The following is a 17,910-nucleotide window of genomic DNA, read 5'->3' on the forward strand; positions in this document are numbered from 1 at the left end:
ATAAATATAAGTCATTATAAAAAAGCTATACCCAGTCGCTTACATAACAACTGGGTATAGCTCGTTTCTTTTATTACTTCACGGTAATCGCAATATCATCCTGTTCTACTACCACATGAATTGTTTTACCTTCTGACGCTTTTCCTTCTAAGATTGCATCAGAAATTGGATCTTCTACCAACCGTTGGATGGCTCGTTTCAATGGTCTTGCTCCCATAGCAAAGTCTGTTCCTTCTGCTACGATTTTCTCCATAGCTTCATCAGATACTTCTAATTCCATACCTTGTTCATGTAATCGTGTTGTCACAGACTGTAGCAGAATACGCACAATACTTTGTAATTGCTTTGTTTCTAGAGCGTGGAACACAATCATTTCATCAATCCGATTCAAAAACTCTGGACGGAAATGAGCCTTCACAGCTTGGAGCACATCTTTTTTCATAGACTCTGTATCTTTTCCGCTTTCTTGTTCCCCTTTAGCGGCTAAAAATCCCATAGCTGCTGTATCTTCTTTAAGGTACTTCGCTCCTAAGTTACTTGTCATAATAATCACGGTATTTCTGAAATCGACTGTACGACCTTGGTTATCTGTTAATCGTCCATCATCCAACACTTGCAATAACATATTAAAGAAATCTGGATGTGCCTTTTCTACTTCATCAAAGAGAACCACACTATATGGACGACGACGAACAGCCTCAGTTAATTGACCCCCTTCATCATATCCAACATAGCCCGGAGGCGCTCCCACTAAACGGCTCACCGCATGTTTTTCCATATACTCTGACATGTCGATACGAATCATGGCATTTTCATCACCAAATAAATTGGATGCTAAAGATCTAGCTAGTTCTGTTTTACCAACCCCAGTAGGGCCTAAGAATAAGAAGGAACCAATAGGGCGTTTAGGATCTTTTAATCCAGCTCTAGCACGACGAACAGCTTTTGATACAGCTATCACCGCTTCATCTTGACCGATGACACGTTGGTGTAACTCTTCTTCCAATCGTAGCAACCGTTCCGATTCTTCCTCCGCCACACGTGAAACAGGAATACCACTCCATTCAGATACTACTGCAGCAATTTCAGACTCTGTAACCACTAACTTGGATTCGCTATCTTTTTTGCTATCTTCTTGTTTTGATGCGATATCAGACTCTAATTCTTTTTCTTTATCACGAAGTGTAGCTGCTCGTTCAAAGTCTTGGGCTGTTACAGCTGCTTCTTTTTCTTTTTGTACTTGCACCAGTTCATCTTCTAATGCTTTTACATCCGGAGTCGCTGTAAACACAGCCATACGGATTTTAGAGGCCGCCTCATCCATCACATCAATGGCCTTATCTGGCAAGAATCGATCTGCAATATACCGGCTAGATAAATGTACTGCTGCTGCCAAGGCTTCATCAGTAATTTGTACCTTATGGAATGCTTCGTAGCGATCACGTAAACCCTTCAAAATAGATAAGGCATCTTCTTCACTTGGTTCACCTACTTGTACAGGTTGGAAACGACGTTCTAGGGCAGCGTCTTTTTCAATATGTTTCTTATATTCATCTAAAGTAGTAGCACCAATCACTTGGAAATTACCACGAGCTAAAGCTGGTTTTAGGATATTCGCTGCATCCATGGCCCCTTCTGTAGCACCTGCTCCAATCAAAGTATGAATTTCGTCAATGAATACTATCATATCCTCATGATTTTGCACTTCATCCATTACTTTTTTTAAGCGTTCTTCAAATTCACCACGATATTTCGCTCCTGCTAACATGGAGCTTAAACTTACAGAGATAATCCGTTTATCTCGTAATACATCTGGCACATCTCCACTGACTATACGCTGTGCTAATCCTTCAGCAATAGCCGTTTTGCCAACACCTGGCTCACCAATGAGCACAGGATTATTTTTTGTCCGGCGACTTAAAATTTGTATCACTCTTTGAATTTCTGTATCACGCCCTATCACTGGGTCAATTTTCCCTTGTTTTGCACTTTCATTAAGATCTGTAGCATAATCAGAAATTTCACCTAAATCACTAGCTGCTGTTTGATTAGAACTTTGTTCTTCTCCCCCTACAATAGCATTTACTTTTTCTACTACATCTTCAGGACGAATCCCTTTCGCCGCCAATAATTGCATAGCTACGCCGCCACCATCATACAGTAGGCCCAATAAAATGTGCTCTGTACCAATGTAGTTATGTCCACGGCTATTGGCTGCTTGTTGCGCTAAATCTAATACATGTTTCGTACGAGGTGTCATTTGTAATTGTCCACCACTATGTGTACCTTTACCAACTGCATGAATCACTTCTTGTTCCAACGCCTTGCCTTCTATGCCTAAGGCTTTCAAAGCACGGGCAGACACTGATTTTTCTTCTTCTACAAGACCTAATAACAAATGTTCAGTTCCTACATAATTATGTTTATATTCAATTGCTTTTTCTTGGGCAATGGCTAAGGCCCGTTTTGCCCCTTCTGTGTATCTTTCTATCATGATTTTCCTCCTTTTAAACCTCGTAACAAGGTATCTCGTATCACTTGTGCCCGTTGACTATCACGTTCTTGCGTACCCATCGACTCTTTCCCTACTAATTTAGCTAGGAAATTTGGTCTTGTTATGACTAGCATTTCATGAAAGTTCATCGTCACATCTATTAATTTCATATCTATGCCTAACTGCACATCACTCAACAAAGCCAAGGCTTCTTCTCCCGAAATACGGCGTGCATGTGTTAAGATACCATAGGACCTCCATACCTTATCTTCTATACCTTCTTTGTCTGTTGTCCACAATTCGGCTCTAGCTTTTTCTTCCTCTTTTACTACACCTTGAATAATCTGTGAAAGCTGTTCAATTGTCGCCTGCTCACTAATTCCCATAGTTTGCTGATTTGAGATTTGATATACATGGCCTAACCCCTCAGATCCTTCACCATATAACCCACGCACAGAATACCCCATGCGAATAATACTACGGATAATACGTTGTAGTTTCCCTGTCATTGATAAAGCTGGTACATGGACCATCACAGATGCTCTCATTCCTGTTCCTACATTAGTAGGACAGGCTGTTAAATACCCAAACTCTTTTGAAAACGCATAGTCATATTTACTTTCTATCACATCATCGATGGCTATGGCTCGTTCATAAGCTTTTTCTAATTGTAGTCCCAATTCCATCGACTGAATACGCAAATGATCTTCTTCGTTCACCATAATGGAAATACGAGAATCTTCAGAAATGATGACGCTTCGTCCTGAACTCGGAGTAGCCAAATTAGGAGAAATTAGGTGCTTTTCTACCAATACATCTCGTTCAACAGCACTTAACGATTCCAAGTTAATTTTTGAAAAGCTTTTTCCATAAACTGTTTGCAAGGGGGTAATCATAGACCGCATATACCCATCAACTTTGGTCAAATCACTGATATCTCCTCGATTCGTAAAAGGTATACCCTTAAAATTTCTTGCTAATCGAATACGACTTGATAATACAATACGATGATCTAAGTCGCTTTCTTTCATCCAAGGTGACAACGCCTCATCTAAAATAGTATGTAACATAGACCCTCCTTACATCGATTCTTTAGACTGTTCCAAAGACTTAATTTTGTCACGAATTTGTGCAGCTTTTTCAAACTGCTCTTGTTTTACCGCCTGAATTAGCTCATTTCGCAATTGTTTAATAGTTTGCTCTACTTTCAAATCTGCTGCCCCGCGCTGAGGAATGCGGCCTTCATAAGAAGTAGATCCTTGAATCCGCTTAATTAATGGAACTAAATGCGTCTGAAAAGCCTCGTAGCACCCATCACAACCTAATCGACCTTGATGATTAAAAGCTGATATAGTCATTCCGCACTGTGGACAAGTACTTACTTTGCTGTTCCCTAGTGCACTTTGAGGATACATAACATTGGCAAAAAATTGATTATTGAAAAATGTATCATCAAACATAGAGGAAAACATAGATTCCTTCCCCTGCTCCTTTTGATTTGCACACTGTTGACAATAATGATGCTCTTCTTTCACTCCATTTACAATAGATGTCATATGAATATTGGCATTCTCTTTACCACAAGAATCACATTTCATCTCCTACACCTCCTCATTCACAATGTTCATAATAGCTTGATAAAAACGTTCTGCTGCTTCCTTTCTACGTTCTACTGGTACATCTTGTAAAATTCTAACAAATGCTTCATGTAACATAGCTGCTTCACGCTTTGTAATACGTGCTTCTTTCATATGTTGGAATAATACTTGGTCAATGTGACCAATTGTAATAACAGGTTCCTCTTCATTGCGCTTTTTAGTTTTTCCTAAGGGAATCAAGACCTGTCTCCTTACTGGTTCCATAACTCTAGTAATCGTGATAGATCCTCCTAGTCCTCGTCTGGATTGAACAATAAATCCTCTGTCATTGGAAAAGCGCGTACTTAATACATAGCTAATTTGTGAAGGAGCACAATCTAATACCTCAGCTAGTTCATTTCTCCTCACTGTAATACCTTCCTGTTCTTCTAGTAACTTCGTCAGTATAAATTGTTCAATCTTATCTGCTAAAACACTCATCATACAACCTCTTTCTTTTTATATAATGTTCTATTCACTACCATTAGGCTATAACTCTTTTAACAACATTCTATGACAATGAATATACTCATCAATATTTGACTTTTTGTTCTTTTCTATGGGTAAAGTATATCTGACTTTTTGACCTTTGTCAATTACTTTTTTGACTTTTTGACTTTATTAGTAAAAAATATTGGAATTACTCATATATGTAGCTCCAACATTGATTTTTAAAGCAGAAATAGGTAGCCTTTCTAATAGAAAAGCTACCTATAATATATTCTAGCAAACAACATCACTCTTACAAATATCAATTTGTGTTTATGTGTTATGTGTTAGGTTTGTGTGTTTGTGTGTTTGTGTGTTTGTGTGTTTTATATGTGTTAGGTTTGATATGAAGTTCCCACTTCACTGTAAGAGTGAGTGTATCAATTATTGACGGCTGCCTAATTTGGAGTCCAAGAATAACTGTGCAGAACGGCTATCTTGTGCAAATGTGAATTGATCTACTAAGTCAGTTGCATTTGCTTCTTCTTCCACTTGTTCTTCTACGAACCAGTTTAAGAAAGATACTGTTGCATAATCTTTTTCTTCTAATGCTAATGCATATAAGTCGTGGATTTTGCCAGTAATCATTTGTTCATGAGCTAATACAGCTTTTGCTACTTCTAAAGGATTTGTCAATGCAGATGCAGTATTTTTTACATCACCTAAAGTTACTTTTTCATTGTTACTTTGTAAGTAATCAATGAATTTGAAAGCATGAGTTACTTCTTCTTGGTATTGTGCACGTAACCATGCAGAGAAACCTTTGAAGTTAGCATCAGCCATAGCTAAGGAAAGTGCTAAATATGTGGATGCTGCATTAAATTCGAAAATTACTTGTTCGTTAAGAGCTTGTGCTACTTTTTGATTCATGTTTTTATACCTCATATATACTTATATAAACTAAATAAAATCGATATCTTCTCATATCGTGATTTCATTATAACAGACTAATCGAAATAAATCAATCTTCTTTTTCTATTTTTTTCGATTTTTTATCATTATTTTTAGATTTTGAGAAGGACTATATATTATATGGACTGAAATGCTCAATCATTCATGCATATCTCTATGAAAGAGAGTATACTATCTATGCAAGAACTTTCATTATATAATATTATACACATTGGAGGTGAGATATATGATGAGTCTAATTAGTCGCGCTTTTACCCGAGCGAAACAAAATCTCAGTTCTCATAAAGTAAAAATATATATTGTCTCTGGTTTCTTAGGGGCAGGAAAGACAACATTTATTCAGCAACTCATACAAGAATTACCAGATCCAACAAGAGTTTTAATTTTAGAGAATGATTTTGGCCAAGTCAATTTAGATGGAGCCATTCTTCGAGAAAAAGGATATACCGTTCGTGAGCTTACATCTGGGTGCATTTGTTGTAGCTTAGCTGGAGATTTTCGCAGAGCTTTAATAGATATTTTAGATACCCAAGATGTAGATTATATTATTATTGAACCATCCGGAGTAAGCCAATTATCGGATATCCTAGCTATTTGCAAAGATTCATCGATTGCAAAACGCATTGAACTCACTGGTTGTGTATCTATAGTTGATGCTATGAGAGCCCCTATGTATTATAAAAACTTTGGTATTTTCTTCAAAGATCAAATTGCATACTCTAGCCAAGTTTTTATTAGCCATCAAGAAGATGGGAATCTTCTGCAAAACACCTTGGAAATTATACGTAGTTTAAATCCAGCAGCACCTATCTACATTGTGCCATGGAACGAAATTACACTTTCAAAATACATTTCAATGTACCCACGAGAGCAAGCCATATCATCCGTATCTCCTAGTAAGAGTATTGAAAATCATACAGGGCACCATACGGTACGGAATCATCCTGAGATCTCTCATCATGACCATATCGCGCATCATGCACAGGCTAAAGATACTTTCTTGACATGTACTGTAGAGTGTACCTTACCTCGTACAATCGATGAGTGGCAAGATCATTTAAAAGCCCTCATCGAAACAAATGCAACAGGACATATATTACGCTTAAAAGGTTGCATTCCCCTTTCCACGGGAGGACAAGCTTTGGTGCAATACAATGGCAGTGGTTTAGAGATTACTCCTACCACATTACATGATTCATATTTAACCATCATTGGCCCCTCTTTAAACAATGATGCATTGCAGTCTTTTATTAACGGAACAATGTAATACGTATGCAAACTATTCCCACCTATGTAGTGATGGGCTTTCTTGGCTCTGGAAAAACTAGCACCATCACCACTGGCATTGAAAGCCATAAAATATCAAATGTTCTTCTCTTTCAATTTGAGCAGGGCATAGAACGTCCCTCTCTTTCCAACGACAGAGTCCATACCTTCTCCATCGATGATGATCATGGCAATACTATCTCTGCATGTCAACAAGTATTAAAAGAGCATCAGTATCGTGAACTTTGGATTGAATGGAATGGAATGGGGTCTTTAGAAACTTTTGAAGAACTTTTTCTCCGCTCTCCCTTAGGTGATATGTTAACTATCAAACATATCTATTATGTAACACATCCAGACTGGATTACATCACAGCTCCCTTATTTAGGAGAAATTCCTCTTTCACAAATTCGTTATAGCGATACTATTATACTTGCTAATACCTCAGCAGAAAAAGCTACTGAATATACTGAGTTAGCTCCTAATAGCACTTGGATTGCCTGTGAAAGTGTAACACAATGGCCCTTTGTAAAACCTATACAAATTGCTAAACCTAGATGGAAGCAATATGCTATAATTCCTATCCTCTTAGCCTTGGGGTATATGTTTTATGTACAGCCTAATTGGGTGACTATGACAACGGCCATCCTATTACAGATGGTCCCTTTCTTACTCTTAGGGACTGGTATTTCTGTCATAGTGGAACAATATGCCTCCCCCTATCGTATCGAAAAATATTTACATCGCTCCCCTATTTTTGCCTATATACTAGCCATAATAATGGCATGTACTATGCCTCTTTGTGACTGTGCAGTAATTCCTATCTTACGTAGTCTAACACGTCAGGGTATGGCTCCAAAGATAAGTTTATTCTTCACGATGATTAGCCCTTTGGTCAATCCTATCGTCCTACTCTCCACCTATTATGCATTTCCTAAAGAACCTATGATACTTTGGGGAAGACCTCTCTTAGGAATTGTATTAGCTTTTCTAGTAAGTCAATATTGTGGTCCCCGCATCTACGGTCGTACCGATGCATTCCCACCATGGAAACAATTAACCTTAGTAAAATCGCTATCAAAAGATGTAGGATTTTTTGGAAGATTGCAAGAAGAAACCTTACGCCTATTGCCCTTTATTATAATTGGGTCTATACTAAGTAGTGGGTTACAATTATTTTTACCTAAACAGTGGCTCCAAGATATATCCTTATCTGGTTCCATTCTAATCATCTTGGGTATGATGGTCCTCGCCTTTTGCGTATCCATCTGCTCTACCGCAGATGCCATTATCGCTAGGTCTTTTATGAACGTCATTCCTGTACCAGGAATTTTGGCATTTTTAATTTTTGGACCTTTATTAGACATTAAAAACTACGTTTTGTTACGTAATCTGTTCCCAAATTCCTTTGTGAAAGTATATAGTATTTCTATTATTCTGGGAACAACGATTATATGTATCCTATTTTCGTTCATAGGAGGTTATGCACTATGAAATACATTCCTACAATTAATATCCACGCAGCGGTAGAAATCGTGGCCTCTGCTAGTTGCAGTCTATCTTTGTTGTATTTATTAACAACAGGCTCCATCTATCGTTTAATTGCCCCTAATTCTTATATCATTGCTTTACTATGGGCCTTAACATTATTGTTATTATGGAGCACGATTAAGGCAAGTAAAAATATGTTCCGTCGAGCCTATGGTTCTTCGTATCGAAACGCTATCCTTTACGGATTATGTACATTGCTCTTAAGTCCATCTATCTTCCATGCCCAAGCCTTTGCTTTACCAGCAGAAGAACCGGTGGACCAAGTCATTTCCATTACCAAAGAACCGGTTCCAACGAATGATTACAAAAATATTGGCGATGGTATTGATGACACTCATCGACACATTACATTAACATCTAAAAATTACTACGATACAATTTTGAAAGTATCTAATCACATCGAGAAATATAAAGGATATACGGTAACCGCTACAGGGTACATTTCCTATCATGACAAAGCATTACAAGGAAACGACTTTGTATTAGCTCGCGATTTAATGATTTGTTGCGTAGCAGATATGTCCCCATTTGGATTGCCTACTGAGTATTCCTCTTCTACGCCATTATTAGAACATAGTTGGTACACCATGGAAGGAACCATCAGCACACGTAACTTCCACGGCGTAGAACAACCATACATCATAAACAGCAAAATTACACAAGCAGATGCTATCGATGGATATATTTTCCCTAACTAAATAACAGTAAAAATTCGCACATCAGATTATTCTGGTGTTCGTTTCTTATCATATTTTCTATAGATTATCTATTTGCAGTTATATAATAAACATTTAGGAGGGGACTATTATGGAACAGTCAAATTTAAAAAATAATGTTGCCTTAAAAAATGAACCTCATCATTCCGTTAAGGTAAGAGTAGACCCGTTTTACTCTAAAGAAAACCTTCAATACATTAGGGATGGAATTGCTGCACTAGATGCAGGATTAGGTGTTGAACATGATATTAAAGATGCATAAACTAATAAAAGCCATACCCTATCTGATTTCTCAGATAAGGTATGGCTTTTACCATTTATAGATTAAAATTTATATTCGACAGCTATCTTAGTATAATCGCCTAAATCAAATTTTTCTCCTCCATATAAAGTATCTCTACTATGAATACCTTTTGCATTGAATGTATAAGATGCAGATACATTAACATCCTGTAATGGCGTATATCTACCTCCTACAGTAAAGCTTTGTACACCATCTAAATAACGATCTGGCAATGAATTAGTTCCATTACCACCGATAAATGATCCATGCTCAAAGTATTTATAGTCTGCATATGCATTCCAGGAACCAACATGTTTCTGTTCTGGATGACCCACATCTAACCGAATCGTCCAGAATTTAGGGTATGAACCAATGCGTCTACCTTTGGAAGTAATAACACTATTATCATAGGTATATTGATTTTCACCATTTAAATATTTACCAAAAGATGTTCTATTTTGCCCTATATCTGCTGACACAGTTAACGTATCAGATGGCTTCCATACTAGCCCTACTCCGAGTACATTAGCTACCTGATTATATTGATACACATCATTTCCAGAAGCATTCGCATACTGCAATGTATGAGTTGAATCCTGTGTTGATCGCATATACCAAGCTTGTACACCCCAATGTCGACCAATTTGATGTTTAAGCTGTGTAAAGAATGCTTTATTAACAGATGGAATCGTATCTTGAACAAGTACATTACCAACAACAGGAACACGATACCCTTCTTGTTCTAACAAGTGTAAAGGAAGTGAACTATTATTCTCCGGTTTCCACAGCTCACTCGCTAACAACAACAAGACACGTTTAGCTAATGGCGAAATATTACTCTTCACGAATCCAGTTGCTCTAGATCCATTAGGTAGTTTCTTAGTCAATGTCATCCATGCTGTATCTTTATTCCAAAGCGATGTAATTGCTTTTGCTTTCGCTTCCTCTTGTGTCATGCGAACAAATTTGGAAGCATCAAATTTAGATAAAATGATTCCACCGTACCGTTTACCACGATTTATCGTTCCCAAATCCTCTAGTACATCATTTCCTAAATAGGTTCCATACCCGTAAAAGTCTGAATGTAACTTATAGGATCCATCTTTTAACAAGCCAGAGTTAGATACATACCTGGACCAATCCTCTTTATTTTCTCCTACTTGCATTGTTACATCCCAAGCTTTTGTAGCATCTTTTTCTAACAATGCTGTATCATTAGAAGCGCTCTTAGTATATACTTGTGGCAAGTCCGTAGTCATATATTCACCTACAACTTGACCAGCCGTATTAGTAACAGTCACTTTCCTCCATATGAAACTATTCATATAGTATTGACCACTTCGATCATGTAATTTTTCATACAATTTAGGGTCATCTTTTTCAATGACCTTCATATATGTATCTATAACTGCTTTTTCCTCTTCTGGAGATTGAGCTGCTTCTAGTTTATCCCGTAGCGTTTTAAAATTATTTACATGCACACTACCATCTGTATACTCTCCTGTTAAGCCCGTCTTATCAAATGAACCTTGTCCTAACCATTCATCTTTTGTTGGTGGTCTACTAAATGATGTTTTAACAGCATGTGTGTAAGCAGAATCGGTAATACCAGTACTACGACGGAAATCTCCATATCCCATTCGTACTTCTGTCATCGGGCTTGACCATATGGCTCTCACACCATCATAGGAATCATTAAACCAGTATCCAGTCGTGCCAAGGGCTTCATATAAACGACCAACCGACCATTTCCAGTCATTCTTATGATGATTGACTTCTAATCGTTTTACCGTTACTGATTGTATGCCTGCATGCATTCCAGCATCAATTGACTGTTCTTTTCCCTTATATGATTTAGTCTCTACCGCAACATCTATCGAGGTATCTTTAGTCACAGTTCCTTTCACTCCTACCTGTACTGTGGAACTATAACCATGATTAGCCTTTTCTAAATAATTTTTATATGCATCTCCAATGGTACTTGTTGCTGTCACTCTAGCCTCTGTAGGTTTTTCTTTACCTGTAAAACTACTCCACGCACCATGATAGGACCCGAAAAATGTAAGAGGTTCTTGGATAGATTCTTGACGGATGAACCAATTCAACGGCGTATTAAAAGTTTTCTGTGATAACCTTGTAATTCCTTGGTAGCTGCGTTCACTACTATCCGCCCCAAATTTCATGTGTAAACCTACTTTATACATTCGCTCTTGATGAGCTTGGGCATCATCACGATGATTAAAGATATTATCAACACCTATGTAGGCAAGGGAATCTTTTCCTATTTTCTTTTGGAGCATAGCATTCCAAATAGCAAAACTTTTTCTTTCGTAGGTTTGTTTCCCTTTTTCTGCAAAAGCGTATTGTGAATCGCCATTGCCCAAATCATTATGTACATAGTTACCATTATTAGCAATAGTATTACTATCTAACATATGAATATAGTAATCTCCCCAAAGAGATGCTTGCCAACCAGATTTTTTATTTTCATACTGCAATCCTATATCGATTTTATGTACAGGTTTATTTAATAACTGTGCCGGCATCGTTGGGTCACTGATATTACGAGCATGTAAATAAGTATAGCCGAGTCGTGTAGAAAGGTTAGTGTTGAGGGCATATTTTATTTCTCCTTCTACACCTGTAATTTCAGCTTTCCCTATATTTTTAAAGCTATAAATCATATCTGGAGGCGTTATCCACGTATTCTTACCTGCATCTGGATTAAAATTCATCAACTTCCCGGTAAAATAGGTTGTCATATAATTTTTTATATCATTATGGAACACCATCATACGACTGTGTAATCGTTTCGTATCATATTCAAAACCAAGGTCTACATTGATAGATTTTTCTGGTTTTAAATTAGGATTGCCAATCCAATAATAACCTAACTTACCAACACCAAAATCATATGGCATCCCTGCATACATTTCCCAGTTATAGTATAATTCCCCCATCCCTGGTTCTGTATAAGCAGTTCCCACATTGGTTTTGATTCGATAGTTTCTATTTCCATGTACATAATGAGTTAGCCCTAAATTAAATGTCACTGTATTACCGAATAAATTACTATTGTCCCATCGAAGGATAGGTGTGAAGAATGTATTCTTATTTAACTGCCAAAAATCTGAAATGGCAATGTTCATTTTTCTAATATTTGAAGTACCAATAGTCTGGCGATTTCTACGACTTGTTCCCTCTTCTGTAAATGTTTTCCCATGCCATTTTAACGTTTTTGCATCATAGTATCGACGCATAATAATATCATCATCTGGCAAATCACCATCCTCATTAGGTGTTCGTAGACTTTCATTTTCAGCACGCAATTCTTCTGCAAATCTATGAATTCTATCTTCATCTTCTACATCATTGGTATAATCCTGATAGGTATAGCTAGGAATGACCGCCTTCCCTTGGTGATTTTTATACCCATATAACTCATAAGCCTGATCATATTGTGGTATATCTGCTTCATCACGATATAATGCATAATCATAGACTTTGGAACTAGGCTCACCAACACCTTTATCACTATGAAGATTTTTATCAAAGTCCCATGGATTTATATATCTTGTATGTATAGACTTCGCACTTTTCAACCGACTACCTGAGCCGTTCTCTTCACTATAGCCCACTCGGTAGGATAAAAAATGATGGTTACCTACTTGTTGATTTAAAGTGGCATTTAATTTCCATTCACGGTGCTTCACATCATCAATATAATGTAGCGTATTTTTGCCTTCATAGGGAGAAAAGATAGCGGTAGATGAAATTGTTTTATCAAATTCTTTCTGATTATAAATAGATAGATCAACTTTCCAGTCTAGATTTTTTTGATTATTTCCTGCGTATGTAAGTTGATGTCTCCATCGTTCTATATTTCTTCCATAATGTACTACTGGATCAGGAGCATCATTGGAATGTTTAATATCCCTATTTGTATCTTCCTTCCAATGTGTAGACTGTACACTGAAATGATGATTTGCATTGGCATCATACTCAGCATGAAATCCTAGCTCTTTAATATCTCCATAGTATCGTAATGCATTATGCACACTCCCCGATTGATTCATGGCCCCTATAAATTCTTTTTGACTATAAATAGGCATAATATCCCGTTTACTACTATATAAAGAAACTCTACCTTTCCCTATATTTCCGGAATTAGCTCTAATAAATATATTCTTATAAGGTAACACACCATGGTCGCCTCTTATTCTACGTCCTTCTACATTCAACTCCAGTTGACTATGTTTAGTCGGTTTTGCAGTTACCACGTTGATGACGCCACCCATGGCATTCGCTCCATATTTAGCTGAAGAAGCCCCTCTAATAACCTCAATACGATCAATGGATTCTGCACCTAAACGTTGCAATTCATCCCCTTGACCTAAATAGGCTTCCATCTCACCCATCACTGGCTGACCATTAATAAGAATTAGCGTATGACGAGGCTCTGCTCCACGAATTGATAGAGCCACTCGACCCATAGCATCTACAGTTCGACTTACCCCAGTTTCAGTAAAAATAATATCTTCCACAGATTTAGCTTGCTTGTTAACAATATCTGCTTTTGAAATCACTGTTGTTGATAAACTTTCATCTTTTAAACTTTCTATAATTGGATTTGCACTTACATATACAGAATCTGCTGTTGCACCTTGCACACTGCTTAATGAAAGTAAACACCAAGATGCTATAGCTCCTGATATCCATGCTCTCTTACTTCTATACATTTACAACACATCCTTCCATAAAGTAGTAATGATTATCATATTTACTATATGACTTTCAAATAGGTACTGTCAAGAAATAAATCATCTCTCTTATAAATTATTAAGGCTATACAATCTATAATCTGTCAATTGTAGTATAACAGCACAAAAGCCATACCCCTATCTGTTTCCAGATAAGGGTATGACTTTTCTATATCAGCAGTTATATAAACTACTTCTCGTATGTCATGATTATTGTGGCAAGTTACCCACTTTGTCAAAGAGTTGTTCCGCGTCTTTGATGCGTTGTTCGCTACCCATGACAACGATGTGGTTATCGCGTAGTACTTTTTCAATGACATCTGCTAATCCTCGTAAGTCTTCTACTGTTGTTTCCAACACTTGTTGACGGAAAGCAGTCATATTTGCTTCATTGGTCTTGCCAAAGTATAAGCTCATAGCACGAGCACCTTGTAGGAATGGTGTATTAGATACATCTAGGCCACTCATGGTACCAATAATATATTTACGCATTTCTCGTGGAGATAAATCTAATTCGCGCAAATAGGTTGGCAATCCATCATACACTTGCAATGTATTCTCCAAGTTAGGATCACGGTAGGAACAGAATACCATATTACCATTATTATGGAAATTAGCAAAGGCTCCATACGCCCCACCTTGCACACGAATCAAATTCCATAAATAATCGTAGCGCAACATAGTTTCTAAAACGCTCATCGTCCCAGTATGTGTTCCACCATGATCACGGAAGTTACCACCTTTTGCCACATATTGTACCTTACCAGAGGTAGCTAAACCTTCATTCACATAGGATTGAGTCATTGTTAGCTGTGCTTCCCAACTATCATCACTTAAAACAGCAGTGATATCGTCTAAATGTACTAAGAATGTATCTAATTCTTCCGTAGTACCTACAAAAGACACCTCCAAATTATCCTTACGGAACAAACGTTGTTGTACTTTCACCAATTGTTCTGTCACACCAGCTAATAATGTTTCATTATCTAAGACTTCTACTAAACGACGGAAATAGCCTAGCGTATCTTGGTCTCTAAATTTACCAATTTTCGATACTTTCGCCATAAGCAAGTTAGTAACAATCGTATTACCACGGCGGAATGCTTCTGTATCCCAGATAGCTTTTCCTTCTTTTAACAATTCTACAAGGCGTTCTTGGCTATCAAACTTTGTGCGTCCTACAATCTCTCCAAGTAGAGATGTTAAATGACCAATGTTGGATGCTAACGCCTTACTACGAACGACTGCTAATGGTACAAAAGCATCACGTTCATTATGAATGGCTACTGGCAATACATCCATCGTATATCCACCTAAATGAAGATTGATTTCTTTAGCCACCTCCGCATAGGTATATCGTTCCGTATCTAATCGACCTAATACATCTGACAATAACTCTGCATAAAATACTTCGTTTTCTTGCAAGGATTCCATATTGAAGTACAAGCTAACATAATTAATCCCTCGTGCAGGTACATCGATATGATGGACACGAATACCTTTATGGTCAATTTCACGACGTGGTGTGACTTCTACTACAGGAGAAATATCGGATAGTTCTAACAAAGGAATTGTTGCCAATGCTTCTTCAGAGTCAACCGCTTGTTGCATTTCTTTTAATTTCGTTGTTTGCTCGATAATATGAACAATCTCCGCCTCACTCATATTAGATTTAATAGCCGCCAGTTTAGCAGTCTCTTCTTGTTCTTTTTTCTCTTGTAATCCTTTTTCTGGATACAAGGATACTAAACCTTTATGCGTGTTATCTAAGATATAGGTACGCAATAGGTTTTCATAGAAATCGGTAGATAATCCCTCACGAAGTGTTTTCAATACTGGTTCATATTGTAATAATTCAATCGGATCTTTATCATACAACCAATTATCCATCACTCGCAAACCATAGGCAAGACCAATTGGACGACCTCCGAAATCTGCTTCACGCAAAATGAACTCAATACGATTCAAGGAGGCTTCTAATAATTCTTTATCTAAGCCTGTATCTACTAATTGGCGTAACGTACTTTCTACCACTTCTTGCAACTGTGCTTGATTTTCAATTTCAGAACCTGTGACACTAATTTCAAACAATGGCTGACGAATACCATCCATGTAGGAGCCGCTTACATCACTACCAATATTTGCTTTCACTAAAGCTTCTTTCAACGGTGCTGATCCAGATGTAAATAAAGCATGATTCAACACTTCAAAAGCTAAACTTTGGGTGAATGTCATTTCTGGGAATACATAGGTTAAGGAATGAATAGCTTTGCCCGTATCACTTTCATCATTGCCAATACCATATGGAAACGATGCCACCACTGGTTCAGATAAAGGTTCTTGCATACCAATACTAGAATCTACGTCAATAGCATGGAAGTTTGACAAATATTCCCCATCGATGAATGCTAAGGTTTCTTCAATATTCATATCTCCATATAGATAGATATAACTATTGGACGGATGGTAATAGGAATCATAGAAGGCTTTAAAGTTTTCATAGGTCAAATCTGTAATGTTATCAGGATATCCACCAGAATCATGACCATAGGTAGTATCAGGATATAACAACTCCATTTTATGATGATCCAATTGAGAATCAGGTGAGGAGTATACTCCTTTCATCTCGTTGTAAACAACACCTTTATAGGTCAATGGATCTTCTGGAGATTCTAACTCATAATGCCATCCCTCTTGCATCACGATCATTGGATCCTTAGCTACACGAGGATAGAATACGGCATCTAAATAGACATCCATCAAATTATGAAAGTCTGCATCATTCTTACTCGCCACTGGATACACAGTTTTATCAGAGTATGTCATAGCATTTAAGAATGTGTTCAGAGAGCCTTTTACTAATTCAACAAAGGGCTCTTTTAACGGAAATTTGCGAGAACCACACAACACAGAGTGTTCCAGAATGTGAGCGACCCCAGTGCTATCATGAGGAGGGGTACGAAATGCTACATGAAATACTTTATTTGTATCTTCTGTATCGATGTATAACAAACGTGCACCAGATTGCTCATGCTGTAACATATAGGCTGTGCCATTCACCTCTTGAACAGGTTCAATTCGCTTTACACGAAAACCTGCATAAACTGTATTTAACTTCATAATACCTCTTTTCTATCTACTAAACATACAACGGTCATACCTAGCACGCTAGTTTTAACCGTTGTTATATATGTATAACAATTTGTCATAATACTAACTTATTATATCATGTTCTCAATGAGAATCATAATACAAATAAGTGAATAAGACCTGCAAAAATCCAAATCACAGCGCCCCATTTATAGGCCTTTTTCCCAATGCTAAATTCTATGCCACGGCTCATATTATATCGTGTAACACCATAAGGAATAAGAATGTACAATACCCATGCTAACACCATGTAGGAAAATTCTAAGTCATACCGCACATGCGCAGATAATAAACCTACAATAAATATGGTATCCCAAATCCAGCGATCATAGACTGTCTTAGGTGCTTCTTGTCCTTCTAATACGGGGCGTAAATGAGATACTGATACGATTTCAAATACTTGCACAACCCCTATACCTAAGGCTATGGCAAGAACGGTTTGTACAATGGTCACACCATCAATGCCTAATAGGGAAATATTTCCTGTCACCCCATACACAGCTACCACAATCATACCCAATAATTGTAATGCCTTTGTAACTTCTTCTTTTTGCTGTTCTTTCACTGTGGTTCGTTCATAAAACATGCGTTGAAAGGGTGTAGAAATCCGATTTAATACTAATGCCACAAAAATTGCCATCATAGAAACCAT

General features: G+C 37.3%; 12 protein-coding genes. 4 read left to right on the plus strand and 8 right to left on the minus strand.

Translation table 11 applies throughout. The annotated features are described in order from the left end of the window. Positions 1-73: 73 nt before the first annotated feature. The 5 genes from EO117_RS02990 to EO117_RS03010 form a co-directional block, all read right to left on the minus strand. Positions 74-2,494, minus strand: a complete 2,421-nt coding sequence (locus EO117_RS02990) for an ATP-dependent Clp protease ATP-binding subunit (RefSeq protein ID WP_126939028.1) — start codon at positions 2,492-2,494, stop codon at positions 74-76. Then, positions 2,491-3,564 carry a protein arginine kinase gene (locus EO117_RS02995; RefSeq protein WP_126939029.1) on the minus strand — a complete coding sequence of 358 codons (1,074 nt, stop codon included), beginning with the start codon at positions 3,562-3,564 and terminating at the stop codon, positions 2,491-2,493. Before EO117_RS02995 ends, EO117_RS02990 begins: the two co-directional genes overlap by 4 nt. Positions 3,565-3,573: 9 nt before the next feature. Further along, positions 3,574-4,092 carry a UvrB/UvrC motif-containing protein gene (locus EO117_RS03000; RefSeq protein ID WP_126939030.1) on the minus strand — a complete coding sequence of 173 codons (519 nt, stop codon included), beginning with the start codon at positions 4,090-4,092 and terminating at the stop codon, positions 3,574-3,576. Positions 4,093-4,095: 3 nt separating this feature from the next. Further along, positions 4,096-4,575 (minus strand): CtsR family transcriptional regulator, encoded by a 480-nt coding sequence (locus EO117_RS03005; RefSeq protein WP_240632567.1) that lies wholly within the window; start codon positions 4,573-4,575, stop codon positions 4,096-4,098. A 429-nt stretch (positions 4,576-5,004) separates the two neighbouring features. After that, positions 5,005-5,490: a ferritin gene (locus EO117_RS03010; protein ID WP_126939031.1), complete on the minus strand. Its 486-nt coding sequence runs from the start codon at positions 5,488-5,490 to the stop codon at positions 5,005-5,007. A 268-nt stretch (positions 5,491-5,758) separates the two neighbouring features. On the opposite strand from EO117_RS03010, the gene EO117_RS03015 reads away from it, so the two are divergent. From EO117_RS03015 to EO117_RS09335, 4 genes are all read left to right on the plus strand, one after another. Continuing rightward, a complete protein-coding gene (locus EO117_RS03015) occupies positions 5,759-6,799 on the plus strand; it encodes a GTP-binding protein (protein WP_126939032.1) in 1,041 nt (346 codons plus the stop codon). A gap of 5 nt (positions 6,800-6,804) precedes the next feature. Further along, positions 6,805-8,292: a permease gene (locus EO117_RS03020; RefSeq protein WP_126939033.1), complete on the plus strand. Its 1,488-nt coding sequence runs from the start codon at positions 6,805-6,807 to the stop codon at positions 8,290-8,292. After that, complete coding sequence (locus EO117_RS03025; protein ID WP_164727475.1) at positions 8,289-9,047, plus strand: TIGR03943 family protein; 759 nt, start codon at positions 8,289-8,291, stop codon at positions 9,045-9,047. The genes EO117_RS03020 and EO117_RS03025 overlap by 4 nt, the downstream gene beginning before the upstream one ends. A 109-nt stretch (positions 9,048-9,156) precedes the next feature. Further along, on the plus strand, positions 9,157-9,327 hold the full coding sequence (locus EO117_RS09335) for a hypothetical protein (protein ID WP_206168585.1): 171 nt from the start codon (positions 9,157-9,159) through the stop codon (positions 9,325-9,327). Positions 9,328-9,389: 62 nt separating this feature from the next. Here the strand turns inward: EO117_RS09335 and EO117_RS03035 are convergent, their stop codons facing one another. The 3 genes from EO117_RS03035 to EO117_RS03045 form a co-directional block, all read right to left on the minus strand. Further along, on the minus strand, positions 9,390-14,087 hold the full coding sequence (locus EO117_RS03035; RefSeq protein ID WP_126939035.1) for a TonB-dependent siderophore receptor: 4,698 nt from the start codon (positions 14,085-14,087) through the stop codon (positions 9,390-9,392). A 231-nt stretch (positions 14,088-14,318) separates the two neighbouring features. Continuing rightward, positions 14,319-17,228, minus strand: coding sequence for an insulinase family protein (locus tag EO117_RS03040; RefSeq protein WP_126939036.1), 2,910 nt, complete (start codon positions 17,226-17,228; stop codon positions 14,319-14,321). 124 nt (positions 17,229-17,352) lie between these two features. After that, entirely contained in the window at positions 17,353-17,910 is a 558-nt protein-coding gene (locus EO117_RS03045; protein WP_126939037.1) for a hypothetical protein, read from the minus strand.

The organism is Veillonella sp. VA142, assembly GCF_003992135.1.
Taxonomy (GTDB): domain Bacteria; phylum Bacillota; class Negativicutes; order Veillonellales; family Veillonellaceae; genus F0422.

Excerpts from the sequence above, each read along its gene's own strand:
- EO117_RS02990 (WP_126939028.1), bottom strand. The coding sequence starts at position 2,494 with ATGATAGAAAGATACACAGAAGGGGCAAAACGGGCCTTAGCCATTGCC.
- EO117_RS02995 (WP_126939029.1), bottom strand. The coding sequence starts at position 3,564 with ATGTTACATACTATTTTAGATGAGGCGTTGTCACCTTGGATGAAAGAA.
- EO117_RS03000 (WP_126939030.1), bottom strand. The coding sequence starts at position 4,092 with ATGAAATGTGATTCTTGTGGTAAAGAGAATGCCAATATTCATATGACA.
- EO117_RS03005 (WP_240632567.1), bottom strand. The coding sequence starts at position 4,575 with ATGATGAGTGTTTTAGCAGATAAGATTGAACAATTTATACTGACGAAG.
- EO117_RS03010 (WP_126939031.1), bottom strand. The coding sequence starts at position 5,490 with ATGAATCAAAAAGTAGCACAAGCTCTTAACGAACAAGTAATTTTCGAA.
- EO117_RS03015 (WP_126939032.1), top strand. The coding sequence starts at position 5,759 with ATGATGAGTCTAATTAGTCGCGCTTTTACCCGAGCGAAACAAAATCTC.
- EO117_RS03020 (WP_126939033.1), top strand. The coding sequence starts at position 6,805 with ATGCAAACTATTCCCACCTATGTAGTGATGGGCTTTCTTGGCTCTGGA.
- EO117_RS03025 (WP_164727475.1), top strand. The coding sequence starts at position 8,289 with ATGAAATACATTCCTACAATTAATATCCACGCAGCGGTAGAAATCGTG.
- EO117_RS09335 (WP_206168585.1), top strand. The coding sequence starts at position 9,157 with ATGGAACAGTCAAATTTAAAAAATAATGTTGCCTTAAAAAATGAACCT.
- EO117_RS03035 (WP_126939035.1), bottom strand. The coding sequence starts at position 14,087 with ATGTATAGAAGTAAGAGAGCATGGATATCAGGAGCTATAGCATCTTGG.
- EO117_RS03040 (WP_126939036.1), bottom strand. The coding sequence starts at position 17,228 with ATGAAGTTAAATACAGTTTATGCAGGTTTTCGTGTAAAGCGAATTGAA.
- EO117_RS03045 (WP_126939037.1), bottom strand. The coding sequence starts at position 17,910 with ATGGTTTCTATGATGGCAATTTTTGTGGCATTAGTATTAAATCGGATT.